At 68.6% G+C, this 22,859-nt stretch carries 23 protein-coding genes and 2 riboswitches; of the genes, 12 read left to right on the forward strand and 11 right to left on the reverse strand.

Features of this window, described 5'->3' with window-relative positions; translation table 11 throughout:
* Positions 1-107: 107 nt before the first annotated feature.
* The 10 genes from IEV99_RS04750 to coxB all read right to left on the reverse strand — a co-directional run bounded on the left by IEV99_RS04750 (position 108) and on the right by coxB (position 9,944).
* On the reverse strand, positions 108-710 hold the full coding sequence (locus IEV99_RS04750) for a GNAT family N-acetyltransferase (protein WP_188516551.1): 603 nt from the start codon (positions 708-710) through the stop codon (positions 108-110).
* A gap of 11 nt (positions 711-721) precedes the next feature.
* Positions 722-2,068, reverse strand: coding sequence for a M16 family metallopeptidase (locus IEV99_RS04755; RefSeq protein ID WP_188516552.1), 1,347 nt, complete (start codon positions 2,066-2,068; stop codon positions 722-724).
* A complete protein-coding gene (thrC, locus tag IEV99_RS04760) occupies positions 2,065-3,486 on the reverse strand; it encodes a threonine synthase (RefSeq protein WP_188516553.1) in 1,422 nt (473 codons plus the stop codon). The genes IEV99_RS04755 and thrC overlap by 4 nt, the downstream gene beginning before the upstream one ends.
* 61 nt (positions 3,487-3,547) lie before the next feature.
* On the reverse strand, positions 3,548-4,303 hold the full coding sequence (locus IEV99_RS04765; protein ID WP_188516554.1) for an SURF1 family protein: 756 nt from the start codon (positions 4,301-4,303) through the stop codon (positions 3,548-3,550).
* 260 nt (positions 4,304-4,563) lie between these two features.
* Entirely contained in the window at positions 4,564-5,439 is an 876-nt protein-coding gene (locus IEV99_RS04770; RefSeq protein ID WP_188516555.1) for a cytochrome c oxidase subunit 3, read from the reverse strand.
* 52 nt (positions 5,440-5,491) lie between these two features.
* Positions 5,492-6,097: a cytochrome c oxidase assembly protein gene (locus IEV99_RS04775; protein ID WP_188516556.1), complete on the reverse strand. Its 606-nt coding sequence runs from the start codon at positions 6,095-6,097 to the stop codon at positions 5,492-5,494.
* A complete protein-coding gene (locus IEV99_RS04780) occupies positions 6,097-6,255 on the reverse strand; it encodes a cytochrome c oxidase system small membrane protein (RefSeq protein WP_188516557.1) in 159 nt (52 codons plus the stop codon). Before IEV99_RS04780 ends, IEV99_RS04775 begins: the two co-directional genes overlap by 1 nt.
* Positions 6,255-7,244 carry a heme o synthase gene (locus IEV99_RS04785; RefSeq protein WP_188516558.1) on the reverse strand — a complete coding sequence of 330 codons (990 nt, stop codon included), beginning with the start codon at positions 7,242-7,244 and terminating at the stop codon, positions 6,255-6,257. Before IEV99_RS04785 ends, IEV99_RS04780 begins: the two co-directional genes overlap by 1 nt.
* 153 nt (positions 7,245-7,397) lie before the next feature.
* Positions 7,398-9,017, reverse strand: a complete 1,620-nt coding sequence (gene ctaD, locus IEV99_RS04790; RefSeq protein ID WP_188516559.1) for a cytochrome c oxidase subunit I — start codon at positions 9,015-9,017, stop codon at positions 7,398-7,400.
* Positions 9,018-9,095: 78 nt separating this feature from the next.
* Complete coding sequence (coxB, locus tag IEV99_RS04795; RefSeq protein WP_244643769.1) at positions 9,096-9,944, reverse strand: cytochrome c oxidase subunit II; 849 nt, start codon at positions 9,942-9,944, stop codon at positions 9,096-9,098.
* Between the two features lie 373 nt (positions 9,945-10,317).
* Here coxB and IEV99_RS04800 point away from each other — a divergent pair, with 373 nt between their 5' ends.
* The 8 genes from IEV99_RS04800 (at position 10,318) to ypfJ (ending at position 18,056) form a co-directional block, all read left to right on the forward strand.
* Positions 10,318-10,854: an invasion associated locus B family protein gene (locus tag IEV99_RS04800; RefSeq protein ID WP_371875763.1), complete on the forward strand. Its 537-nt coding sequence runs from the start codon at positions 10,318-10,320 to the stop codon at positions 10,852-10,854.
* 109 nt (positions 10,855-10,963) lie between these two features.
* A complete protein-coding gene (locus IEV99_RS04805) occupies positions 10,964-11,572 on the forward strand; it encodes a hypothetical protein (protein WP_188516560.1) in 609 nt (202 codons plus the stop codon).
* A 38-nt stretch (positions 11,573-11,610) separates the two neighbouring features.
* The gene (locus IEV99_RS04810; RefSeq protein WP_188516561.1) at positions 11,611-11,919 is read left to right on the forward strand and encodes an addiction module antidote protein; all 309 of its coding nucleotides are present in this window, start codon (positions 11,611-11,613) and stop codon (positions 11,917-11,919) included.
* 72 nt (positions 11,920-11,991) lie between these two features.
* Positions 11,992-12,095, forward strand: a riboswitch (glycine riboswitch).
* Positions 12,096-12,098: 3 nt separating this feature from the next.
* A riboswitch (glycine riboswitch) is annotated at positions 12,099-12,199 on the forward strand.
* Between the two features lie 56 nt (positions 12,200-12,255).
* Positions 12,256-13,413 carry a glycine cleavage system aminomethyltransferase GcvT gene (gene gcvT / locus IEV99_RS04815; RefSeq protein ID WP_188516562.1) on the forward strand — a complete coding sequence of 386 codons (1,158 nt, stop codon included), beginning with the start codon at positions 12,256-12,258 and terminating at the stop codon, positions 13,411-13,413.
* A gap of 193 nt (positions 13,414-13,606) precedes the next feature.
* Positions 13,607-13,978 carry a glycine cleavage system protein GcvH gene (gene gcvH / locus IEV99_RS04820; RefSeq protein ID WP_188516563.1) on the forward strand — a complete coding sequence of 124 codons (372 nt, stop codon included), beginning with the start codon at positions 13,607-13,609 and terminating at the stop codon, positions 13,976-13,978.
* Positions 13,979-13,995: 17 nt separating this feature from the next.
* The gene (gene gcvPA, locus IEV99_RS04825; RefSeq protein WP_188516564.1) at positions 13,996-15,336 is read left to right on the forward strand and encodes an aminomethyl-transferring glycine dehydrogenase subunit GcvPA; all 1,341 of its coding nucleotides are present in this window, start codon (positions 13,996-13,998) and stop codon (positions 15,334-15,336) included.
* Positions 15,336-16,916 (forward strand): aminomethyl-transferring glycine dehydrogenase subunit GcvPB, encoded by a 1,581-nt coding sequence (gcvPB, locus tag IEV99_RS04830; protein ID WP_188516565.1) that lies wholly within the window; start codon positions 15,336-15,338, stop codon positions 16,914-16,916. The genes gcvPA and gcvPB overlap by 1 nt, the downstream gene beginning before the upstream one ends.
* 237 nt (positions 16,917-17,153) lie before the next feature.
* A complete protein-coding gene (gene ypfJ / locus IEV99_RS04835; protein ID WP_188516566.1) occupies positions 17,154-18,056 on the forward strand; it encodes a KPN_02809 family neutral zinc metallopeptidase in 903 nt (300 codons plus the stop codon).
* Positions 18,057-18,217: 161 nt separating this feature from the next.
* Here the strand turns inward: ypfJ and IEV99_RS04840 are convergent, their stop codons facing one another.
* Positions 18,218-18,742 (reverse strand): glycosyltransferase, encoded by a 525-nt coding sequence (locus IEV99_RS04840; protein ID WP_188516567.1) that lies wholly within the window; start codon positions 18,740-18,742, stop codon positions 18,218-18,220.
* Between the two features lie 175 nt (positions 18,743-18,917).
* On the opposite strand from IEV99_RS04840, the gene IEV99_RS04845 reads away from it, so the two are divergent.
* From IEV99_RS04845 to IEV99_RS04860, 4 genes are all read left to right on the forward strand, one after another.
* A complete protein-coding gene (locus IEV99_RS04845) occupies positions 18,918-20,054 on the forward strand; it encodes a PA0069 family radical SAM protein (protein ID WP_188516568.1) in 1,137 nt (378 codons plus the stop codon).
* A gap of 133 nt (positions 20,055-20,187) precedes the next feature.
* Positions 20,188-20,649, forward strand: a complete 462-nt coding sequence (locus tag IEV99_RS04850; RefSeq protein ID WP_188516569.1) for a VOC family protein — start codon at positions 20,188-20,190, stop codon at positions 20,647-20,649.
* A 68-nt stretch (positions 20,650-20,717) separates the two neighbouring features.
* Positions 20,718-21,368 (forward strand): ribonuclease HII, encoded by a 651-nt coding sequence (rnhB, locus tag IEV99_RS04855; RefSeq protein WP_188516570.1) that lies wholly within the window; start codon positions 20,718-20,720, stop codon positions 21,366-21,368.
* Between the two features lie 130 nt (positions 21,369-21,498).
* Positions 21,499-22,674 carry a site-specific DNA-methyltransferase gene (locus IEV99_RS04860; protein WP_188516571.1) on the forward strand — a complete coding sequence of 392 codons (1,176 nt, stop codon included), beginning with the start codon at positions 21,499-21,501 and terminating at the stop codon, positions 22,672-22,674.
* Positions 22,675-22,859 lie beyond the last annotated feature (185 nt).

The following is a 22,859-nucleotide window of genomic DNA, read 5'->3' on the forward strand; positions in this document are numbered from 1 at the left end:
ACCTCCCGGACGGGCGGCGAAGCGTCAGCAGTGGTAGCTGTCGGAAGGGAGGAGGGCAAGGCGGGCTCGCCCCATCGGGAGGAACACGGCGTGGTTCTCGCCGCCCATCAAGGCGAGGGTGTGTCCGCCGCAAACTCGGCCCGCAGCAGGGCGAAGAGCAGGTGGTCCTGCCACAGCCCGTCGATGCAAAGATACTGGCGGGCGTAGCCCTCGCGCTGGAAGCCGACCTTCTCGAGAACCCGCGTCGACGCGATGTTGTAGGGCACGCAGGCGGCCTCGATGCGGCGCAGCCGCAGCGTCTCGAACGCGTACGAGCAGGCGAGCCGCACGCCTGTCGTCATGGCGCCCGCGCCCGCATGCTGCTGGCCCATCCAGTAGCCCAGCGTCGCCGCCTGGGACACGCCGCGCCGCACCATGCCGAGCGTCAGGCCGCCCAGCAGCGCGCCGTCCGCTTCGCGAAACAGAAAAAACGGGTAGGCCGAGTCGTCCTCGATCTCGCGAGCATAGCGCTTGAGGCGGCGGCGAAAGGCCGGCTTAGTCAGGTCGTCCGAAGGCCAGACGGGCTCCCACGGCTTCAGAAAGTCGCGGCTCGCCTCACGCAGCGCCGCCCAGGCGTCGAAATCCTCCAGCCTCGGCGTGCGCAGCACGAAGCCTTTGCCGCGGAGACCCGGGGGCTCCTCGGCGGCGATCGGCAGACGGAAGAACGCCATCGCGCGCCCCGTCAGCTCGCGGTTTTAGCCGAGCCGACGCTTGGCTTTGCCGAGCCGAGATGCGCGGCGATGCGCGACGTGTCCATGAGCTTGCGGACGGGCCCGACGGCCGTCACCGTCGGGGCGCTCGCCAACGTGGCGGCGGCGACCCGCTTCACGTCGTCGAGCGTGATCGCCTCGATGGCGGCCACGATCTCCTCGCGCGGCATCACGCGGCCGAAGGCCAGCACATGGCGGGCCATCTGCTCGGCCCGGCGGGCGGAGGATTCCAGCCCCATCAGCAGCGACACCTTGATCTGCTGCTTGGCGCGGACGACCTCCTCCTCGGTCGGCCGCTCCGCCGCCTCGCGCAGGCAGTCCAGCATCACGGGCATGAACTCTGCCAGCTTGTCCTCGCCGGTGCCGCCATACACCGCGAAGGTGCCGGTGTCCGAGAAGGGCTGGTGAAACGAGTAGATCTCGTAGCACAGGCCACGCTTCTCGCGGATCTCCTGGAACAGGCGAGACGACATCCCGCCGCCGAGCAGGTTCGAGAACACATGCAGGGCGTAGTGGTCGGGATGGTTGAACGAGGCCCCCGCGAAGCCCACCACCATGTGGGCCTGCTCGAGCTTGCGGATCTTGCGCTGGTCGCCGCCCGAATAGATGCCCGCCACCGGCTCGGGCGCGACCTCGCCGCCGAACTTTGCGAAGCGGCGCGAAACCTCGTCCACCACGGCGTCGTGGTCCACCGCGCCGGCGGCCGCCACCACCATGTCCGGGCCGCGATACTGCCGCTCCAGAAAGCCGCGCATGCTCTCGGGCGTTTGCGCCCGTACGGTCTTGGGCGTTCCCAGGATCCGCCGCCCAATCGGCGCCCCGCCGTAGGCGGTCTCCATGAACATGTCGAAGACGATCTCGTCCGGCGTGTCCTCGCAGGCCCCGATCTCCTGCAGCACCACGCCTTTCTCGCGCCGGAGCTCGCCCTTGTCGAAGGCCGGCTCGGTGAGGATGTCGGACAGGATGTCGAGCGCCAGCGGCACGTCCTCGCCCAGCAGGCGCACATAGTAGGAGGTGCGCTCCACGCTGGTCTCGGCGTTAAGGTCGCCGCCCACAGCCTCGATCTCGGCGACGATCTCGAGCGCCGAGCGGCGGCGCGTGCCTTTGAAGGCCATGTGTTCCAACAGGTGCGCGAGGCCCTGCTCGCCGTCCCGCTCGTGGCGCGCGCCCGCGCCGATCCAGACGCCGAGCGACGCGGTGGCGAGTTGGGGGATGGTTTCGGTCACGACGCGCAGGCCGTTCGGCAGCGTGGTGATGCGCACCGCCTCCTGCCGCGGCGCGCCGAATTTCAAGTCCTTGTTGCGCGGGGGCGCATTCATGCGGCGGCTCCCTGCCGGGACCCGGCGGCCCTGGCCTTGTGACGGACGAATAACTCGATCGCACCCTGATCGTTGGGCAAGACGGTGAAATGCTCGGGCCGCTGGAGAAGATCCGCGAGATGCACCGGCAGAGCGGGCCTGCGTCCCGTGGCGGCTTCCACCGCGTCCGGGAACTTGGCCGGATGGGCGGTGCCGAGCACCACCATCGGGGTCGCAGGAACACGCGCCAGCACCGTGCGGGCGCTGGCGACGCCCACCGCCGTGTGCGGATCGAGCGTGTAGCCGCTGGCCTGGAACGTTGCGGCCATCTCGGCGCGGACGCCGGCCTCGTCCACCTTGCCGGCCGAGAACTCGGCCCGGATGAGTTCGAGCGCGGCGGGCTCGATGGTGAAGGACTTGCTCTGCGAGAGCCCCTGCATGAGCCGCCGGATGGTCGCGCCGTCGCGGCCATGCGCCTCGAACAGGAGGCGCTCGAAGTTGGACGAGACCTGGATGTCCATGGAGGGCGAGGAGGTCGGCACCACGCCGGTGGCCTCGTAGCGCCCGGTCGCGATGGCGCGGGCCAGGATGTCGTTGGCGTTGGTGGCGACGTTCAGCCCGCCGATGGGCAGGCCCATGCGCTTGGCCACCCAGCCGGCGAGCACGTCGCCGAAATTGCCGGTCGGCACCGAAAAGTTCACGGGCCTGTGCGGCGCGCCCAGGCTGACGGCGGCCGTGAAGTAGTAGACGACCTGCGCGACAATGCGGGCCCAGTTGATGGAGTTGACGCCGGATAGCATCAGCTCGTCCCGGAACGCGTGGTTGTTGAACAGCGCCTTCACGAGCGCCTGGCAGTCGTCGAAGTCGCCCTCCACCGCGACAGCGTGGACGTTCTCGGCGTCCACGGTGGTCATCTGCCGGCGCTGCACCTCGCTCACCCGGCCCTGCGGGTAGAGGATGAACACGTCGACCCGCTTCAGGCCCTTGAAGGCGTCGATGGCCGCGCCGCCGGTGTCGCCCGAGGTGGCGCCCACGATGGTGGCGCGCTGGCCGCGCTGTTCCAGCACGTGGTCCATCATGCGGCCGAGGAGCTGCATGGCGACGTCCTTGAACGCCAGCGTCGGGCCGTGGAAGAGCTCCAGCACGAAGAGGTTGTCGCCGAGCTGCACAAGCGGGCACACGGCCGGGTGCCTGAACGTCGCATAGGCGGCGTCCACCATGGCCGAGAAGGCGGCGGAATCGATGTCGGACGCAAAGGGCCCGATGATGCGCCGCGCGACCTCCGGATAGGGCAGGCCCGCCAGGTCCGCGATCGCGTCATGCGTCAGGGTCGGCCAGGATTCCGGCATGTAGAGGCCGCCGTCGCGGGCGAGGCCGGCCAGCAGCGCGTCGGAAAAACCGAGGGCGGGCGCTTCGCCCCGGGTGGAAACATGGATCACGGGTGACCTCTTCAGTGCGACGCGAGGGTAGGAGCCCGGTCGGGGCCTGACAAGCGCAGGTTCACGCAGAGCCGTCCTTCAGCTGCTGGCGGGCCCAGAAGCCGAACACCCCGAGAAGGCACAGCGCCAGCGCGAACCACGTGAAAGCGTATTGCAGGTGGTTGTTGGGGAAGCTCACGACGGTGTTGCCGCCCCGGGGCCAGCCGCCCGGAACAGGCGTCGCGTCCGCGTCCACCACGAAGGGGGCGACGCGCGTAAGGCCCTTGGCCTGGCCGATCGCGACCGGATCGCGCGAGAACCAGTTGTTCTTGACGGGATCGTTGCTGGGCACGAACACGCCGGGATGCTCGGGCATGCGGAGCAGCCCCGTCACGGTGACGTCGCCCGACGGCTGCCCTTCAGCCCGCTTGGCGGGATCGCGCAGCTCGGTCGGTACGATGCCGCGGTTGACGATCACGACCGAGCCGTCCGCGAGCCGGAGGGGCGTGAGAATAAAGAAGCCCATCAGCGTGTTGGCAGGGGCCGGGCCGGTGGTCGGCAGCGCGATGAAGCCGTTGAGGTGAGCTTCCTTGTCATGGAGGAAGCGACCGGTGACGCGGACGCGCTGGTAGTCGACGTTCTTGGCGTTGAGCCCGCCCCAGTCGGCCTCCGGAGGCAGGGCGCCGGGCTCGGCATGCATCCGCGCCTCGACCCGCGCCAGCAACCGTTGCTTCGCGCCAAGCCGCTCGATCTGCCAGAAGCCGAGCCCGACCAGGATGGCGAAGCCGACCAGCGTGGCGATGGCGGGCGCTATGAGGCGAGTAAGGCGGGGGTTCAAGGATGCGAACTTTCTTTGAAAGCGAAAAGGCGGCCCGGGGGCCGCCTGATCCGGAATTCGAGGCCGCAGCTCCCACCCTCCCCTTGAGGGGAGGGTCGCCGCGAAGCGGCGGGGTGGGGTGCTGCAGGGCGTTGGCGGAACGTGGGTCAATCGCTCGGGTGGTTGCCGGAGCCGGAGCTCGTCCCCGGCTTCACCCCACCCCGCCGGCCTGCGGCCGTCGACCCTCCCCCTCGAGGAGAGGGTGCAGAGACCCTCTCCCGTCAGTGCGCGGCGGCGGCCCCCACTGCGGCGCCCCAGTTGGAGCCCTTGAGGTAGATGGCGACGAACAGGAACAGCCACACAACGTCCACGAAGTGCCAGTACCAGGCCGCGAACTCGAAGCCGAGGTGACGCTGCGGGGTGAAGTGGCCCTTCAACGCGCGGATCAGGCAGACCAGCAGGAAGATGGTGCCGATGAGCACGTGGAAGCCGTGGAAGCCCGTCGCCATGAAGAACGTGGCGCCGTAGATCGAGCCCTTGAAGGCGAACTGCGCGTGCGAATACTCGTAGACCTGAACGACCGAGAACAGCGCGCCCAGGATCACGGTGAGGATCAGGCCCCACTTCAGGCCCTGGCGATCATTGTGCAGCAAGGCATGGTGAGCCCAGGTCACCGTGGTGCCGGAGGTCAGCAGGATCAGGGTGTTCAGCAGCGGCAGGTGGAAGGGATCGAACACCTCGATGCCCTTCGGCGGCCAGTGACCGCCCGTCAGCTCGAAGCGGGCGAACTGCTTGGCCTCGTTGGCGAACAGGCTGGCGTCGAAATAGGCCCAGAACCACGCCACGAAGAACATCACCTCGGAGGCGATGAACATGATCATGCCGTAGCGATGGCTGATCTGCACCACGCGGGTGTGGTCGCCCTTGTGCTCGGCCTCGTTGATAACGTCCGACCACCAGGCCAGCATGGTGTAGAGCACGCCGATGAAGCCGGCGCCGAACAGCACCGGGCCTGCATGCAGGCCGCCGAGCGCCATGTTCTTCATCCACATGATCGCGCCCAGCGCCATCACGAAGGCGCTGATCGATCCGACGAACGGCCAGGGGCTCGGGTCGACGAGGTGGTAGTCGTGGTTCTTGGCGTGGACGTCGGCCATCAGGGTCGCTCTCCGATACGATCCACGGGCGATTCTGGCGCCCGCGTGCCGCTTATAGCTTAGGTTTGCGTGTGGGGTCGGCATTTTCGGCCAGGGGCTTGGTGGAGCCCTTGGTCGGGAAGATGGTGTAGCTCAGCGTGATCTCGGTCGCGCTCGCGAGGTCGCGGTTTTTCACGATCTCGGGGTCGACATAGAACACCACCGGCGCCTCGAGCGTCTCGCCCGCCGCCAGCGTGATCTCGTTGAAGCAGAAGCACTGGAGCTTGTTGAAATAGGCTCCGGTCATCTCGGGCGCGACGTTGAAGGACGCGATCGCGGTCCCGGGTTTCGTGCTGCCGTTGATGAGCTTGTAGAACACGGTCGCGGTCTCGCCGACCTTCACGTCGATGCTCGGCTGCTCGGGCTCGAAGCGCCAGCCGAGGCCGGTCGAGACGTTGGAGTCGAACCGCACCTTGAACACGCGATCGCCCGTGGTCTTGGACGCCTCGGTGGCGATCAGCGGCGTGCCGCCGAAGCCGGTGGCCTGGCAGAACATGCGGTAGAGGGGCACGGCCGCATACGAGAGGCCCACCATGCCGACCACAGTGGCCACGCAGGCGACCAGCGTGCGCCGGGCGGCGCGCGAGCGGTCGGGGGAGGGGCGTTGATCCTGGCTCATCACATCGGCCTGTTGAGGACGTTGCCGCCCAGCTTGGCGACAGTGACGATAAAGAACAGCAGCACGAGGCCGCCGAGCACCAGCCCGAGCGCGACCGAGCGGGAGCGGCGGCGCTTGGCCTCCTCCTCGGTCAGCACGATGCCGGGCTTCTGCTCCATCACGAGGCGGCTCCCGTGAGGAAGCGGGCCGCGAAGGCGCCCAGCGCGGCGACGCGGTCATGGCCGACCATGAACTCGGCCAGCAGCACGGCGTAGAGCAGGAAGAGGTAGAGGATCGAGAAGCCGAACATCCCGAACGCGGCCTTGCGGGCCGCCTCGCCCTCGCGCCGCGTGAAGATGCGCCAGGCGAGCACGAGCATCATCACGCCGGTGACGCTGGCCGTGACCGCGTAGGGCAGCCCCGCGAAGCCCATCGCGTAGGGCAGCATCGCGACCGGGACGACGATCAGCGTGTAGATGAGGATCTGCAGGCGGGTGTGGTCGTCGCCCGCCACCACGGGCAGCATCGGGATGCCGGCCCGGCGGTAGTCGTCGGACTTCACCAGCGCGAGCGCCCAGAAGTGGGGCGGCGTCCACAGGAAGATGATGGCGAACAGCACCACGGTCTCGATCGACACCGTGCCGGTGACGGCCGCGTAGCCGATCATGGGCGGGAAGGCGCCGGCCGCGCCGCCAATCACGATGTTCTGCGCGGTCGCGCGCTTCAGCCACATCGAATAGATCACGACATAGAAGAAGATCGTAAAGGCCAGCAGGCCGGCCGCGACCCAGTTGGTGATCAGCCCGAGGGTGACCACCGAGCCGATCGACAGCGTGAGGCCGAAGCCCAGCGCCTCGTCGCGCGTCACCTTGCCGGCCGGGATCGGCCGCTTCACGGTGCGCCGCATCAGGGCGTCGATGTCGGCGTCGTACCACATGTTGAGGCAGCCGGACGCGCCGGCCCCCACCGCGATGGCGAGCAGGGCCGCAAAGCCGATCACCGGGTTCACGTGCGGGGCCAGCATCATGCCGACCAGCGCGGTGAACACCACGAGCGACATCACCCGCGGCTTCAGCAGGGCGAAGAAGTCGCCCGCCGTGCCGTTGGAAAGGCCGGACTGGCTCTGCCCGATGCTGTCTTGAACGATGCTGTCGCTGACCGCTGACATGAACGCGTCAAAGGCTCCGTGTGGGTGGTCGGTTCGGGTGCGAACCGGTCCTTGGCGTCTCCGTCCCGGCGGGACGGACAGGCGAAGGATCGGGGACTTCAACAAAGTCCGGAGCCGGCCGAAGCCGGCTCCGGTGAAAACGTTTGGCCTCGATCAGTGATCCGAGCCGGTGATACGCGGCAGCGTCTCGAACTGATGGAAGGGCGGGGGCGACGAAAGCGTCCACTCCAGCGTGGTCGCGCCTTCGCCCCACGGGTTGTCGCCGGCCTTTTCCTTGCGGCTGAAGGCCGTGAACACGCCGTAGAAGAACACGATCAGGCCCAGCGCGAAGATGTAGGAGCCGAAGGACGAGATGCGGTTCCAGCCCGCGAATGCGTCCGGATAGTCCACGTAGTGACGCGGCATGCCGGCCAAGCCCGTGAAGTGCATCGGGAAGAACAGCAGGTTCGCGCCCACGAAGGCGATCCAGAAGTGGAGGCGGCCGATCCAGTCCGGGATCACGTAGCCGGAGATCTTCGGGAACCAGTAGTACCAGGCCGCGAAGATGCCGAACACCGCGCCCAGCGACAGCACATAATGGAAGTGCGCCACCACGTAGTAGGTGTTGTGCAGCTGCCGGTCGACGCCGGCGTTCGCCAGCACGACGCCCGTGACGCCGCCGACCGTGAACAGGAAGATGAAGCCCATCGCCCAGATCATCGGCGCGGGGAAGCGCAGCGAGCCGCCCCACATCGTGGCGATCCAGGAGAACACCTTCACGCCCGTCGGCACCGCGATCACCATGGTGGCGAACACGAAGTAGCGCTGCGTGTCGAGTGACAGGCCGGCCGTGTACATGTGGTGAGCCCACACCACGAAGCCCACCGCGCCGATCGCCACCATCGCGTAGGCCATGCCGAGATAGCCGAAGATCGGCTTGCGCGAGAAGGTCGAGATGATGTGGCTGACGATGCCGAAGGCCGGCAGGATCATGATGTACACTTCGGGGTGACCGAAGAACCAGAACAGGTGCTGGTACAGGATCGGGTCGCCGCCGCCGGCCGGGTCGAAGAAGGTCGTGCCGAAGTTGCGGTCCGTCAGCAGCATCGTGATGGCGCCCGCGAGCACCGGCAGCGACAGCAGCAGCAGGAACGCGGTCACCAGCATCGCCCAGGCGAACAGCGGCATCTTGTGCAGGGTCATGCCCGGCGCGCGCATGTTCAGGATGGTGGTGATGAAGTTGATCGCGCCCAGGATCGACGACGCGCCGGCCAGATGCAGCGACAGGATGCCGAAGTCCAGCGCCGGGCCCGGGTGGCCCGAGGTCGACAGAGGCGGATACACCGTCCAGCCGCCGCCGAAGCCGTTGGAGCCGGGCGCGCCTTCAACGAACAGCGAGATCAGCAGCAGCGCGAAGGACGAGGGCAGCAGCCAGAACGAGATGTTGTTCATGCGCGGGAACGCCATGTCGGGCGCGCCGATCATGAGCGGCACGAACCAGTTCCCGAACCCGCCGATCAGGGTGGGCATCACCAGGAAGAACACCATGATGAGGCCGTGACCCGTCACGAACACGTTGTAGGTCTGCGGATTGGTGAAGTACTGCAGCCCGGGCTCCTGGAGCTCGAGGCGCATCGCGATCGAGAGCGCGCCGCCGATCAGGCCGGCCATGAGGCCGAAGATCAGGTACATCGTCCCGATGTCTTTGTGGTTCGTCGACAGCACCCAGCGGCGCCAGCCGGTCGGGTGATGTGCGTGCGCGTCGTCGTGCGCGTGTGCCGCAGCAGTTGCCATTGTGTCGTGTCCCAGATCGCTGGAAGCCAAGCTTCCGCTGTCCTGTTCGCAGTTTAAGCTTCGAAAGGCCTCAGGCCGTCACTCGACCGGAGCCGAGCGCGAGGCGACCTTCACGGCCGCGCCGGCGTCGTTGGAGGCGAACTTCTTTTTCGCGTCCGCGAGCCACGCCGTGTACTTGTCCTGGCTCACCACCCGGATGGCGATGGGCATGTAGGCGTGGTTCTGGCCGCACAGGCGCGAGCACTGGCCATAGTAGACGCCCTCGCGGTCCGTCTTGAACCAGGTCTGGTTCATGCGGCCCGGAATGGCGTCCATGCGGAAGGCCAGGGACGGCACCGAGAAGGAGTGGATCACGTCCGCGCCCACCACCTGGAAGACCACCGTCTTGCCAGCCGGGAGCACGACCTCGTTGTCCACCGCCAGCAGCGCCGGCTGTCCGGCCTTCTGGGCGTCCTCGCGCGTCAGCATGTAGCTGTCGAACTTGAAGCCGCCGCCCTGGTCCTGCGGATACTCGTAGGACCAGTACCACTGGTTGCCGATCGCCTTCACGGTGATGTCGGCCTTGGGCAGCTCGATCTGGTACTTCAGCAGCCGGAAGGACGGGATCGCGATGCCGACCAGGATCAGCACCGGGATGATCGTCCAGGCGATCTCGAGGCCGGTGTGATGCGTCGTCCGCGAGGGGACCGGATTGGCCTTCTCGTTGAACTTCACCACCACGGCGATCAGCAGGCCCAGCACGAACAGCGTGATGATCGTGATGATCCAGACCAGCGCGGTGTGGAAGTCGTGGACGAACTCCGCGACGGGAGACACGGCGTCCTGGAATCCCATCTGCCAGGGTTCGGGATGTCCGGCCGCCGCGAAGGCGTGGCCGGGGATGCTGAGACCGAGCGCCGTGAGCGCTGAACGGTTCCAGAAACGAATCGTCACCTGCGAATCTCCTGACCTGAATGTGCCCGGCCCATCGGCGCGTCGCGTCTTTCCGAAGGCGGCGTTCCCCACGGGGGAGGGGGAGAACGGAGCCGCTTTGGACGCGCAGACCTGAACCTCGCGCAGCTTGATCTAGCGCAAAGACCACGAAGGCGCCACCACCGCAACCGCGGCGGTCCGCGTTTTTTGTGCGTCATAAGCACGCGAGAATGGCGCTTTCGTCCATCCCATAAACCAAAGTCGGATCGGGGACCGCGCCTTGACACGCGTTTGCGGCCATGGTCCCACCATCGCGTGCCCCCGCAATGTCTCGTCATATGAGGCGCGGGCGAACTTTTTGCTTGGCCCGAGAACAGGAGCGGTCCCCATGCCGAAGGTCTTGACCGACATGCTGGCCCGGATGGCGCCCCGCCTTTCCGCGCGCCTCGCGGCGGGCCTTGTCGCCGCGCTGGCGTTTATCGCCCCGGCGGCCGCGCAGGGCCCCGTGAAGAACAGCTTCGGCGACTGGCAGATGCGGTGCGAGACGCCGGCCGGCGCCAAGGTGGAACAGTGCGCTCTCGTGCAGAGCGTCCAGGCCGAGGACAAGCCGAACGTCACCCTCGTGGTGATCGTGCTGAAGACCGCCGACGGCAAGAGCCGCCTCCTCCGCGTGATAGCGCCGCTCGGCGTGCTGCTGCCCGCCGGGCTCGGCCTCAAGATCGATCAGGCGGATGTCGGGCGCGCCGGCTTCGTGCGCTGCCTGCCCACCGGCTGCGTCGCCGAGGTCATCATGGAGGACGAGCTCCTGGGCAAGCTGAAGAGCGGCAAGGCCGCCACCTTCATTGTGTTCCAGACGCCCGAGGAAGGCATCGGCATCCCGGTGTCGCTCAACGGCTTCCCGAAGGCCTTCGAATCCCTGCCTTGACGGTTGCGGCGACTCGCCTTCCGTCTCGCGCCATCCTCGCCCCGTCGGGGTCTCGTGTGTTAAGCACCTGCCGCCGCACCGCCACGGTTGCGCTTGCCTGGAGTGTTCGATGATCCGGTCCGTATCGCGCGTTCTCCGTCTGGCCGCCTTGCTGGGCTCGGCGGGCCTGCTTGCCGGCTGCAACACCTTCGGCGGATCAACTGAGCCGCAGGCGGCCTCGGCGTCCGGCGGCTCCAGCTTCATGAACATCTTCCGCTATGGCGGAACCACGGTGCCGCCATCCATGAACCCGCCCGAGGAAGAGATTGACTGCCCCTCCGTGCAGATCCTCGACGGCGCGGCGGCGTTGCGCCAGGAAGCCGGCGGCGACGTCCGCAGCCAGCTCTCCATCGGCCAGACGGCGCGCGAGTGCCGGGTCGTCGGCAACCAGATTTCGATCAAGGTCGGGCTGGAAGGCGCGGCCGTGCTCGGCGCCGGCGGCTCGCCGGGGACCTATGTCGCGCCCATCCGCTTCGTGGTGAAGAAGGGCGACAAGGTGGTTTCGTCGGTGCTCCAGCGCGGCAGCGTCACGATCCCGCAAGGAGATGTGCGCGCCAGCTTCGTGATGGTGCAGGAGGGCCTCATGGCCCCCAAGGACGGCCCGGGCGACCTCGAGATCTATATCGGCTTCGATCCCCAGGGCCGCAGCGCCCCGGTGAAGAAGCGCACGCGGGGGTAAGGTGGCGCATACGCGCGAGCCTTCAGGCGGAACGCAGCATGCTGGTGACACTCCCCCTCGACGCATCCGAATACCTTGACGACTCTGCCGCTCAGGTGGAGCTCGTCTCCTCCGCGATCATGTCGGGACAGGCGGGCTACATCGCGGCCGCGCTTCGGGTCGTCGCCGAGGCGCGGGGCATTGCGCAGATCGCTTCGAATGCCGGCGTGCCCGCCGCCACCCTCGAAAAGGAGCTTGGCGAGGGCAATCCAACGCTCGCCACGATCCTCTGCGTGCTGAGCGCGCTGGATTTGCAGTTGGACGTGCGCCACGTCGAGCCCGGGTCGTTACAGGTGGATTTCGGCTGAGCGCGAGCCGGGGCCTGAGCGCAACCAGACGCGTTGACTCACCCCCGCGGCTCGCCTACCACAGACAGGCTTCTGATCTCCGCGGAAGAGTCCGGCCAGGTCCCACGCGGTCCAGGCCGGCGCCGAAGGCGCAACCGCCCCGGAAACGCTCAGGCCCAATGGACCGCGGAGAGCTGGCGCTCTGGAAAGCGGCGTTCGCGCAAGCGAAACGCCCACCGACGGGGGTAACCTCGGCCCTTTCATAGCGGCCGGGGGAAATCTCTCAGGTCTTCGGACAGAGGGGGCGCGAACCGGGCCATTGGGGCCCGGCCGCGCAATCCTGTCCGGGAGACCCGAATGGCCGAGCCCAGCGCCGACTCTGAAGCCCCGATCGCCGTCACCCCCCTGCATGCGCGTCACCGTGCGCTCGGCGCCCGCATGGTGCCCTTCGCCGGCTATGAGATGCCGGTGCAATACCCGACCGGCATCCTGGCCGAGCACGCCTGGACGCGCGAAAGTGCCGGGCTGTTCGACGTGTCGCACATGGGCCAGGGCTTCCTGATCGGCCCCGACCACGAGACAACGGCCCGCGCCCTGGAGACGCTGTGCCCGGCCGACGTGCTGGGCCTCAAGCCCGGGCAGCAGCGTTATTCGCAGTTCCTCGCCGAGGACGGCGGCATCCTCGACGATTTCATGATCACCCGCCCGGCCGACCCGGACGAGGACGGCGTGCTGATGCTGGTCGTCAACGCCGCCGGCAAGGCGCAGGACTGGGCGCACCTGGAGCGGCATCTGCCCGCGGGCGTCCGACTGCTGCGCGCCGACGGTCGCGGGCTGCTGGCGCTGCAGGGCCCCAAGGCTGCCGAGGCGCTGGACCGCCACGCCCGTGGCGTCGCCGAGATGGCGTTCATGACCGCGATCTCGACCAGCTTCGACGGCATCCCGGTGCAGGTCTCCCGGTCCGGCTACACGGGCGAGGACGGCTACGAGATCTCGGTGGCGGCCAAGAAGCTCGACGCCGTCGCGGGCGCGCTGCTGGCCGACCCGCTGGTGAAGCCGATCGGTCTCGGCGCCCGCGATTCGCTGCGGCTCGAGGCCGGGCTCTGCCTGTACGGCCACGACATCGACCCATCCACCTCGCCGGTCGAAGCAGCGCTGGTCTGGTCCATGGGCAAACGCCGGCGCCAGGAAGGCGGCTTCCCGGGGTTCGAGCGCATCGGCCGCGAGCTGGCGGAGGGCCCGTCCCGCATCCGCGTCGGCCTCCTGCTGGAAGGCCGCGCCCCGGCCCGCGAGGGCGCCGAGATCGTGACGCCAGAGGGCGCAAGCGTTGGCAAGGTCACGTCGGGCGGCTTCGGCCCCACGGTTGGCGGCCCGATCGCAATGGGGTATGTCGCGCCTGCCCATGCCGCGCCCGGAACCGCGCTGGCCCTGATGGTTCGCGGTCAGGCGCTCCCCGCCAAGGTTGTCGCGCTGCCCTTCGTGCCGCACCGCTACGTGCGCAAGGCCGCGTCGTGAGCTTGGGTTTCCACCCTCGCCCCAGCCCTCTCCCCATCCCAGGCGGAGGGGGCACATCGCGGCCGCGGCGCCGCCTCTCCCTTCGCCCCGGCACGGGGAGAAGGTGGCCCGAAGGGCCGGATGAGGGGTCGCCCCGCCGAACTCTCCCCCCGGAAACCACCGCAAATCGAACCGCCACCCGCAGGAGCCGCGCATGACCATCAAGTTCACCAAGGACCACGAGTACATCCGGGTCGAGGGCGACATCGGCACGGTGGGGATCAGCGACTACGCCCAGCAGCAGCTCGGCGACGTCGTGTTCGTGGAGCTTCCGGCCGTCGGCAAAAGCCTCGCCAAGGGCGCGGAGGCTGCAGTGGTGGAGAGCGTCAAGGCGGCGAGCGAGGTCTATGCCCCGGTCGCCGGCGAGGTCGTGGAGGTCAACGCCGAGCTGGAGGGCACGCCCGCCACCGTGAACGACGACCCGCTCGGCAAGGGCTGGTTCGTGAAGCTGCGGCTCGCAGCCCCGGCCGAGCTCGACGCCCTCATGGACGAAGCCGCCTACAAGGCCTTCGTGGCCTCCCTCTGAGCCGGACGGGACCCCACATGCGCTACCTTCCCCTCTCCAACATCGAGCGCGCCGACATGCTGGCGCGCATCGGCGTGGCCTCCATCGACGACCTCTTCGCCGACATCCCGGCCGACAAGCGCCGCGCCGGTCTGGCCGACCTGCCGACGCGCAAGACCGAGATGGAGGTCGAGCGCCTGCTCGGCCGCATGGCGGCCCGCAACACGGCGGCCTCAGCCGCGCCGTTCTTTGTCGGCGCGGGCGCGTACAAGCACCACGTTCCCGCCACCGTGGACCACCTGATCCAGCGCTCGGAATTCCTGACGAGCTACACGCCCTACCAGCCCGAGATCGCGCAGGGCACGCTGCAATACCTGTTCGAATTCCAGACCCAGGTGGCGGCGCTGACCGGCATGGAGGTCGCCAACGCGTCCATGTATGACGGCTCCACGGCCTGCGGCGAGGCCGTGCTGATGGCCCACCGCGTCACCCGCCGGCGCAAGGCCGTGCTGTCCGGCGGGCTGCACCCGCACTACGCCGAGGTGGTGCGCACCCTGTCGCGCATGGCCGAGGACGAGGTCGTCACGCTGGCGCCCGACGTCTCTGCGACCGAGGACCTGCTGGCCGCGGTCGACCGCGAGACCTCCTGCGTGGTGGTGCAGACGCCGGACGTGTTCGGCAATCTGCGCGACCTCAGCGCCCTCGCGGAGAAGTGCCACGCCGAGGGCGCGCTGCTGGTGGCGGTGTTCACCGAGGCGCTGTCGCTTGGGCTGGTGACGCCGCCCGGCCACATGGGGGCCGACATCGTGGTGGGCGAGGGCCAGAGCATCGGCAACGGCCTCAACTTCGGCGGCCCTTATGTGGGCCTGTTCGCCACCCGCCAGAAATACGTCCGCCAGATGCCCGGCCGCCTCTGCGGCCAGACCGTCGACGCCGACGGAAACCGCGGCTTCGTGCTCACGCTCTCCACCCGCGAGCAGCACATCCGCCGCGACAAGGCGACGTCGAATATCTGCACCAATTCGGGCCTCTGCAGCCTCGCCTGGACGATCCACATGTCGCTGCTCGGCTCGGCCGGCCTCAGCCGCCTCGCGCGCCTCAACCACGTCAATGCGGTGAAGCTGCATGAAGCTCTTGAATCGCTTCCTGAGGTTGAAGTGCTGAATGCAAGCTACTTCAACGAGTTCACGCTGCGTTTGAAGACGCCAGCCGCCGCCGTCGTGGAGGCTCTCGCGGCGCGCGGGATCATGGCCGGCGTGCCGGTGTCGCGCCTGCTGCCGGGCGCGGGCCTCGACGACCTGCTGCTGGTCGCCTCCACGGAAATCAACACCGACGAAGACCGCGCCGCGCTCGTCGCCGGCCTGAAGGAGCATGCGTGATGCTGAACCGCCAGGGACGCGCCACACAGCCGGGCGAGGCTGCTTCCGCCGTCGTCCATCCCACTTTCACGGGCAACCGCGCCCTCCAGCAGGAGGAGGCGCTGATCTTCGAGTTTGGCCGTCTCGACGCCACGGGCGTGGACGTGGACGAGCCCGTTGCCTTCACGTCCCGCCTCGGCGGGCTGGAGCGCCGGGACGGCATCGGCCTGCCGGGTCTCTCCGAGCCGGAAGCCATGCGCCACTACGTCCGGCTGTCGCAAAAGAACTACGGCATCGACACCGGCGTGTTTCCGCTGGGCTCCTGCACGATGAAGCACAATCCGCGGCTGAACGAGCGCATGGCTCGCCTGCCGGGCTTCGGCGACGTGCATCCGCTGCAGCCCGTCTCCACCGTGCAGGGCGCGCTGGAGCTGATGGACACCCTGGCCGCCTGGCTGCTGGAGCTCACCGGCATGCCGGCCGTGGCGCTGTCGCCCAAGGCCGGCGCCCATGGCGAGCTCTGCGGCATGATGGCCATCAAGGCCGCGATCGCCCACAAGGGCGAGGCGGGGACGCGCCGCACCGTGCTGGTGCCCGACAGCGCCCACGGCACCAACCCGGCCACGGCCGCGCTGATCGGCTTTACCGTGAAGCCCGTCCCGGTGCGCGCCGACGGCACCGTGGACCCCGAATCCGTGCGCGCGCTGGCGGGGCCGGACACGGCCGCGATCATGCTCACCAACCCCAACACCTGCGGGCTGTTTGAGCCGGACGTCGTCGAGATCGCCGAGATCGTCCACGCGGCCGGGGCCTACTTCTACTGCGACGGAGCCAACTTCAACGCCATCGTCGGCAAGGCCCGGCCGGGCGACCTCGGCGTCGACGCCATGCACATCAACCTGCACAAGACCTTTTCGACGCCCCACGGCGGCGGCGGCCCGGGCTCCGGCCCGGTGGTTCTGTCCGACCGGCTCGCCGCCTTCGCACCCGTGCCGTTCGTGGTGCGGACCGCCGATGGCTTCAGGCTGGTGGAGAGCGAAGCAGACGCGGCCGGGCAGGGCGCCCAGCCTTTCGGTCGGCTCACGGCCTTTCATGGCCAGATGGGCATGTTCGTGCGCGCCCTGTCTTACATGCTCTCGCATGGGGCGGACGGCATGAAGCAGGCCTCCGAGGACGCGGTGCTGAACGCCAACTACGTGCGCGCCTGCCTGGCCGACCTCCTGTCCCAGCCCTTCGGCGACCGACCCTGCATGCACGAGGCGCTGTTCGACGATTCCTGGCTCAAGGACACGGGCGTCTCCACGCTCGACTTCGCCAAGGCGATGATCGACGAAGGCTACCACCCGATGACCGTGTACTTCCCGCTGGTGGTGCACGGCGCGATGCTGATCGAGCCGACCGAGTCCGAATCGAAGGCCTCGCTCGACCTCTTCATCGCGGCCCTGCGCGACCTCGCGATGGCGGCCAAGCGCGGCGACGCAGAACGCTTCACGGGCGCGCCCTACCACGCGCCCCGCAAGCGCCTGGACGAAACCCGCGCCGCCCGCCAGCCCATCCTGCGCTGGACTCCGCCCGAGCCGGTGCGCGACGCGGCGGAGTAGGGGGGCGGCTGGCCCAACCTTCTCCCCGGCACGGGGAGAAGGTGGCGCGCAGCGCCGGATGAGGGGAGCGGCTGGCCCACCCTCACCCCAACCCTCTCCCCGCTTCGGGGAGAGGGGGCCCACCGCGGCAGCGGCTCCCCCTCAATCCCATGTACCTCTTGCAACCAACACCCCGCTCACGCCATTTGTGCCTGAGACTGCGCGGAACGGGCTCGCCGCGCCCTGAGGGGAAACGCCATGCGTTGGGATGATCTGCGCACTTCCGAGAACGTCGAGGATCGCCGCGGCGATGGCGGCGGCTTTGGCGGCGGCGGAGGAAGCGGCTTCGGCCTGGGCGGCGGCCGGCTCGGCATCGGCGCGATCGTGGTGCTCAGCCTCGCCGGCTGGGCGCTCGGCATCGACCCGCGCATCCTCATCGGCGGCGCCGAGATGGTGACGGGCGGCCGCGCGCCCACACAGGAATCGCGCTCCGCCCCCACCAGCCAGCCGACGGACGATTCCGGCCGCTTCGTCGCCAAGATCCTGGGCGAGACCGAGGACGTCTGGTCGCAGCTCATGCCCGCGCAGGCGAACCGCGAATACCGGGCGCCGCGCCTCGTGCTGTTCTCCCGCGCCACGCAGTCGGCCTGCGGCTCGGCTCAGTCCGCCATGGGGCCGTTTTATTGCCCGCTGGACCAGAAGGTTTATCTCGACACGTCCTTCTTCCAGGACATGCAGCGCCGCTTCGGCGGCGGCGGCGACTTCGCCTACGCGTACGTGATCGCGCACGAGGTCGGCCACCACGTCGAGAACCTGCTCGGCATCCTTCCGAAGGTGCAGGAGGCGCAGCGCCGCTCCGGCGACAAGGCCCAGGCCAACAACCTCTCGGTGCGCGTCGAGCTGATGGCCGACTGCCTCGCTGGCGTCTGGGCCGCCAAGATGAACGAGAAGCGCCGCAACATCGACGAGAACGACGTCCGGCAAGCCGTCAACGCCGCCACGGCCATCGGCGACGACCGGCTGCAGAAGCAGGGGCAGGGCTATGCGGTGCCCGACAGTTTCACGCACGGCTCCTCCGAGCAGCGCGTCCGTTGGCTGATGACCGGCCTGAAGAGCGGCGACCTGCGCACCTGCAACACGTTCCAGACGCAGCGCCTCTAAAGGGCTTACCCGTTGGGTCAATCCGCCCAACTCTCCGCGAGCAGCCCTCCCTCCACCGTCATCCCCGGGCTCGACCCGGGGATCCACGCGCTGCGTCCCGGCTTGGATGGCCGGGACAAGCCCGGCCATGACGCAGCGTGGGTTGAAGCTCCGGCGGCAGCCTACCCCCGGCTTCGCCTGTCGATGATCGGGCTCGCCAGCCGCACTGCCCGGGGTGGCGTGTTGCCGGCCGCCAAGCGGGCAGTCGCGACGATGAGCCCCTGCGCCGGGCGTCCGCGCCCGAACAGGCTCGCGCGCCAGTTCGTCATGCCGGCCGCGAGCCGCCCATGCCCGCCCCGCGGGGTGAGAGAGAACACGGCCGCTTCGCGCTCGCCATCCGCACTGGCCACGAAATCGGCAGCTTCCTGCATCCACCCGCCGGCCGGCACCAGGCCGGGCTCCAGCGTCAGCGTCCACGCCGAGCGCGCCCTCGCGGCGGCGGCGGCCAGCATCGCGCCCCGGCTGCCCCCTGCTTCCACGATGCCGCAGCCGGCCGCGTCCGCCACAACGGCGGGGTAGCCCTCCAGGCGCGGCGCCACGAGCCACATGTCGCGCACCACGCCCTCGGCCGCCGCCGGCACCAGAGCCGCCACGGTGTCGAGAAGAGCCGGTTCGTCGTCGAGCACCGGGATGATCACGCTGAGCATGGGCCCCCATACCACGGCGGGGCGGCGGGCTCGACTGCCCGGAAGTGGCAAAACGAGGCAGAAACGCCCAAATTGCATGCGGGAGCTGCAAAGTGAGCGGAACAGAAAAGGAACATCTTGCGCGAAGCGCCGTTCGGGTGTCTGTTCCTCATATGTTCACGGATGGAATCGCCCCATGCTGAAGCTCCGCCCCGAGCCCAGGCCTTTGAACTACCAGATCGGCGACGGCCGGCGCGACCCCGACCCGGTGGACGCCGCCCGCCGCCGCGGCCGCGGCGCCGTCACCAACCGCTCCGGTCGCTTCGAGCCGATCGAGCGTGTGGTGGAGGACGACGGCTGGAACAGCACCGACGAGTTGCCGGCCTTCAAGACCGAGATCACGCTCGAAAAGGCCAAGACGGTGATCACCCGCAACGAGTCGCCCGACATCTCGTTCGATCGGGCGATCAACCCCTACCGGGGCTGCGAACACGGCTGCGTCTACTGCTTCGCCCGACCGACCCACGCCTATATGGGCCTGTCGCCGGGGCTGGACTTCGAAACCAAGCTCTTCGTGAAGGAGGGCGTGCCCGAGCTTCTGGCGCGCGAACTCTCGGCCGTGGGCTACAACCCGCGCACGATCGCGATCGGCACCAACACGGACCCCTACCAGCCGATCGAGCGCGAGCGGCGGGTGATGCGCTCCGTGCTGGAGGTGCTGGCGCGCGCCAACCATCCGGTCGGCATCGTCACCAAGTCGGCGCTGGTGACGCGCGACATCGACATTCTCGGTCCGATGGCCGAGAAGGGTCTCGCCAAGGTGGCGCTGTCGGTGACCACGCTCGATCCCAAGCTCGCCCGCACCATGGAGCCGCGCGCCTCGACGCCCACGAAGCGCATCGACGCGATCCGGCAGCTCGCCGAAGCGGGCATCCCGGCTTCCGTGATGGTGGCCCCGATCATCCCGTCGCTGAACGATCCCGAGATCGAAAGCATTCTGGAGGCCTGCTACGCGGCAGGCGCGCGCGAGGCTGGCTACGTGATGCTGCGCTTGCCGTTGGAGGTGCGCGACCTCTTCCGCGAGTGGCTGCTGGAGCACCACCCGGCCAAGCTGCGGCACGTCCTCTCGCTGATCCGCTCCACGCGCGGCGGCAAGGACTACGACGCCCAGTGGGGCGAGCGCATGACCGGCGACGGTCCCTACGCGTGGATGATCGGCCGCCGCTTCGAGATCGCGGCCGAACGCCTCGGCTTCAACAAGCGCCGGCTCAAGCTGCGCACCGACCTGTTCTCCCCGCCAAAGCGGGCCGGGGAGCAACTGACGCTGTTTTGAGGCGGCGACGCGAAAGGTTTGAACCGGAGCCACTCGTCCTTATCCAGCCATGAGCCGGCGCGCCCTTTTTCCGGCGGGGTGAAGGCGCCAGTTCAAGTGCTGCGCTGCCCTTGCCGACATAAAGGACCGCCCCATGCCCGTACCGCCCCGCGTCAGCCTGATCACCCTCGCGGTCGCCGACGTCGCCCGGTCAACCGCTTTCTATGCGGCCCTGGGCTGGCCGCTGTCCTTCGCCAGCCAGGCCGAGGTGTCGTTCTTCGACCTCGACGGCCTGGTGCTGTCGCTTTATGGGCGCGACGCGCTGGCGGCGGATCTGGGGCTACAGCCGGCAGCCCCGCCGCAGCCCGGCGTGGCCCCGACCTTTACGCTGGCGCAGAACCAGCGCAGCCGCGAGGCCGTGGACCGCGTGCTCGCCGAGGCGACGGCCGCCGGCGGAACTCTGCTGAAAGCCGGCCACGAGACCCATTGGGGCGGCTATGTCGGCTATGTGGCGGACCCGGACGGCCATGTCTGGGAAATCGCCCATAATCCGCATTGGCCGCTGGATGCATCCGGCCGGATCGTGCTGCCCGGCTCCGCCGGCGACGCCGCCTAGGCGGAGGAAAACGGGGACTGCGGCGCTCCGGCTCTTGCCCGCCGGCGCGATCCGGCGAGGATGGCGCGATGTCGCGAATCGCCGCCGCTCCCCCCGCGCCCCAGACCACGCCGGACTTCAAGCGCGAGCGCGCCCTGATGCGCGACGGCTACGCCATCGTGGCGGGCGTCGACGAGGCCGGCCGCGGTCCGCTCGCCGGTCCGGTTGTGGCAAGCGCCGTGGTGCTCAACCCGCGCCGCATCCCCAAAGGCCTCGCCGACTCCAAACTCCTGGCGGCCGCGCGGCGCGAGGAGCTCTTCGAGGAGATCCTCGCCACCGCGGACGTAGCCGTGTGCTCCATGTCGGCCGCCGCCATCGACGCTACCGACATCCGCAAGGCGACGCTGGAGGCGATGCGCCGCTCGCTCTCCGGCCTCGCGGCCCGGCCCGACTACATCCTGGTGGACGGCCGCGACCTGCCGCGCTGGGAAGGCCCGGGCCAGGCGGTGATCAAGGGCGACATGCTGGTCTGCTCCATCGCGGCGGCCTCTATCGTCGCCAAGGTCACGCGCGACCGGCTGATGAGTCGATTGGGAGCAGCCTATCCGGACTACGGCTTCGAGAAGCATGCAGGCTATGGAACGCCCGCGCACCGCGCCGCATTGGCTGCCGTGGGACCGTGTCCCTTTCACCGCTTCACATTCTCGCCCCTCGGAGGGGCAGCCGTTAATGAAGAATAAACCTTAGAATAGGCAGGAATTGCCTAGCGTTGTTCTTATTCGAGACGAATTTTTTTCAAGTTGGAAACTTCGCTTTTACCTTGGCGCCCGCATCTTCGCATCTGTTCGGTTGCGTAAATGGTGCTGCGTCATGGGTGCCCAGCGTACCGAGGCAGTCGACGTCGGATCCCGGAAACTGGTCTCGCGTACCGGGCGTCCGTCGTCGCCACCTCGGGTGGGAGAGAATGCTCTCCCGTTAGACACGGTTATGGTCGGCGACTGCGTCGCCGAGCTCGCCAAATTGCCGGACGCCAGCGTTGACCTGGTTTTCGCCGATCCCCCATACAATCTGCAGCTCGAAGGCGCGCTCACCCGCCCCGACCAGTCGCTGGTGGATGCGGTCGACGACGACTGGGACAAGTTCGCCAGCTTCGAGGCCTATGATCATTTCACCCGCGCCTGGCTGCTCTCCTGCCGGCGCGTGATGAAGCCGAACGCCACGCTGTGGGTCATCGGCTCCTACCACAACATCTTCCGCGTCGGCGCGATCCTGCAGGACCTCGGCTTCTGGATCCTGAACGACGTCGTGTGGCGCAAGGCCAACCCCATGCCAAACTTTCGGGGCAGGCGGTTCACCAACGCGCACGAGACCATGATCTGGGCCACCAAGGGCCCGGACGCCAAGGGCTACACCTTCCACTACGACGCCCTCAAGGCCGGCAACGAGGACCTGCAGGTCCGCTCCGACTGGTACCTGCCGCTGTGCACCGGTGGCGAGCGGCTGAAGGACGGCGATGGCAAGAAGCTGCACCCGACGCAAAAGCCCGAGGCGCTGCTCGCCCGCATCATGATGTCGAGCTCCAACCCCGGCGACGTCGTGCTCGATCCCTTCTTCGGCTCCGGCACCACCGGCGCGGTGGCGCGTCGCTTCGGCCGCAGCTTCATCGGCGTGGAGCGCGAGCGCGCCTATGCGGACGCCGCGCTGGCCCGCATCGCCGCCGTGGAGCCGCTGCCGGCCGACGCGCTGCTGGCCCCGCCCGAGAAGCGCTCGGAGCCGCGCATCCCCTTCATGTCCGTGGTGGAGGCGGGCCTGCTCGCCCCCGGCGCGGTGCTGTGCGACGAGCGTCGCCGCTTCGAGGCGGTTGTCCGGGCCGACGGCTCCCTCGCGATGGGCAAGCTCATCGGCTCCATCCACAAGATGGGCGCGCTCGCGCAGGGCCTCCCGGCCTGCAACGGCTGGACTTTCTGGCACACGGCCTCGAAAGCGGGCCTCGAGCCCATCGACGCTCTGCGCAAGACGCTTCGCGCCACAATGCCGGCGGCCTGAGCCAGCCCCAACCTAGAAAATGACGCCGCAGCCGCACCCTCCCCTTGAGGGGGAGGGTCGACGGCCGGAGGCCGGCGGGGTGAAGCCGGGGCAGGGCGCTGCATATCAAAGCTGCCCGATCACTCCGCTCTTCGCCAGCCGTCACCCCACCCCGCCGCTTCGCGGCGACCCTCCCCCTCGAGGGG

Source organism: Alsobacter metallidurans (assembly GCF_014636935.1).
GTDB lineage: Bacteria > Pseudomonadota > Alphaproteobacteria > Rhizobiales > Beijerinckiaceae > Alsobacter > Alsobacter metallidurans.

Bases quoted from the DNA above. Each gene is read 5' to 3' on its own strand.
- IEV99_RS04750 (WP_188516551.1), bottom strand. From the start codon at position 710: ATGGCGTTCTTCCGTCTGCCGATCGCCGCCGAGGAGCCCCCGGGTCTC.
- IEV99_RS04755 (WP_188516552.1), bottom strand. From the start codon at position 2,068: ATGAATGCGCCCCCGCGCAACAAGGACTTGAAATTCGGCGCGCCGCGG.
- IEV99_RS04770 (WP_188516555.1), bottom strand. From the start codon at position 5,439: ATGGCCGACGTCCACGCCAAGAACCACGACTACCACCTCGTCGACCCG.
- IEV99_RS04775 (WP_188516556.1), bottom strand. From the start codon at position 6,097: ATGAGCCAGGATCAACGCCCCTCCCCCGACCGCTCGCGCGCCGCCCGG.
- IEV99_RS04780 (WP_188516557.1), bottom strand. From the start codon at position 6,255: ATGGAGCAGAAGCCCGGCATCGTGCTGACCGAGGAGGAGGCCAAGCGC.
- IEV99_RS04785 (WP_188516558.1), bottom strand. From the start codon at position 7,244: ATGTCAGCGGTCAGCGACAGCATCGTTCAAGACAGCATCGGGCAGAGC.
- ctaD (WP_188516559.1), bottom strand. From the start codon at position 9,017: ATGGCAACTGCTGCGGCACACGCGCACGACGACGCGCACGCACATCAC.
- IEV99_RS04800 (WP_371875763.1), top strand. From the start codon at position 10,318: ATGCCGAAGGTCTTGACCGACATGCTGGCCCGGATGGCGCCCCGCCTT.
- IEV99_RS04805 (WP_188516560.1), top strand. From the start codon at position 10,964: ATGATCCGGTCCGTATCGCGCGTTCTCCGTCTGGCCGCCTTGCTGGGC.
- IEV99_RS04810 (WP_188516561.1), top strand. From the start codon at position 11,611: ATGCTGGTGACACTCCCCCTCGACGCATCCGAATACCTTGACGACTCT.
- gcvT (WP_188516562.1), top strand. From the start codon at position 12,256: ATGGCCGAGCCCAGCGCCGACTCTGAAGCCCCGATCGCCGTCACCCCC.
- gcvH (WP_188516563.1), top strand. From the start codon at position 13,607: ATGACCATCAAGTTCACCAAGGACCACGAGTACATCCGGGTCGAGGGC.
- gcvPA (WP_188516564.1), top strand. From the start codon at position 13,996: ATGCGCTACCTTCCCCTCTCCAACATCGAGCGCGCCGACATGCTGGCG.
- gcvPB (WP_188516565.1), top strand. From the start codon at position 15,336: ATGCTGAACCGCCAGGGACGCGCCACACAGCCGGGCGAGGCTGCTTCC.
- ypfJ (WP_188516566.1), top strand. From the start codon at position 17,154: ATGCGTTGGGATGATCTGCGCACTTCCGAGAACGTCGAGGATCGCCGC.
- IEV99_RS04840 (WP_188516567.1), bottom strand. From the start codon at position 18,742: ATGCTCAGCGTGATCATCCCGGTGCTCGACGACGAACCGGCTCTTCTC.
- IEV99_RS04845 (WP_188516568.1), top strand. From the start codon at position 18,918: ATGCTGAAGCTCCGCCCCGAGCCCAGGCCTTTGAACTACCAGATCGGC.
- IEV99_RS04850 (WP_188516569.1), top strand. From the start codon at position 20,188: ATGCCCGTACCGCCCCGCGTCAGCCTGATCACCCTCGCGGTCGCCGAC.
- rnhB (WP_188516570.1), top strand. From the start codon at position 20,718: ATGTCGCGAATCGCCGCCGCTCCCCCCGCGCCCCAGACCACGCCGGAC.
- IEV99_RS04860 (WP_188516571.1), top strand. From the start codon at position 21,499: ATGGGTGCCCAGCGTACCGAGGCAGTCGACGTCGGATCCCGGAAACTG.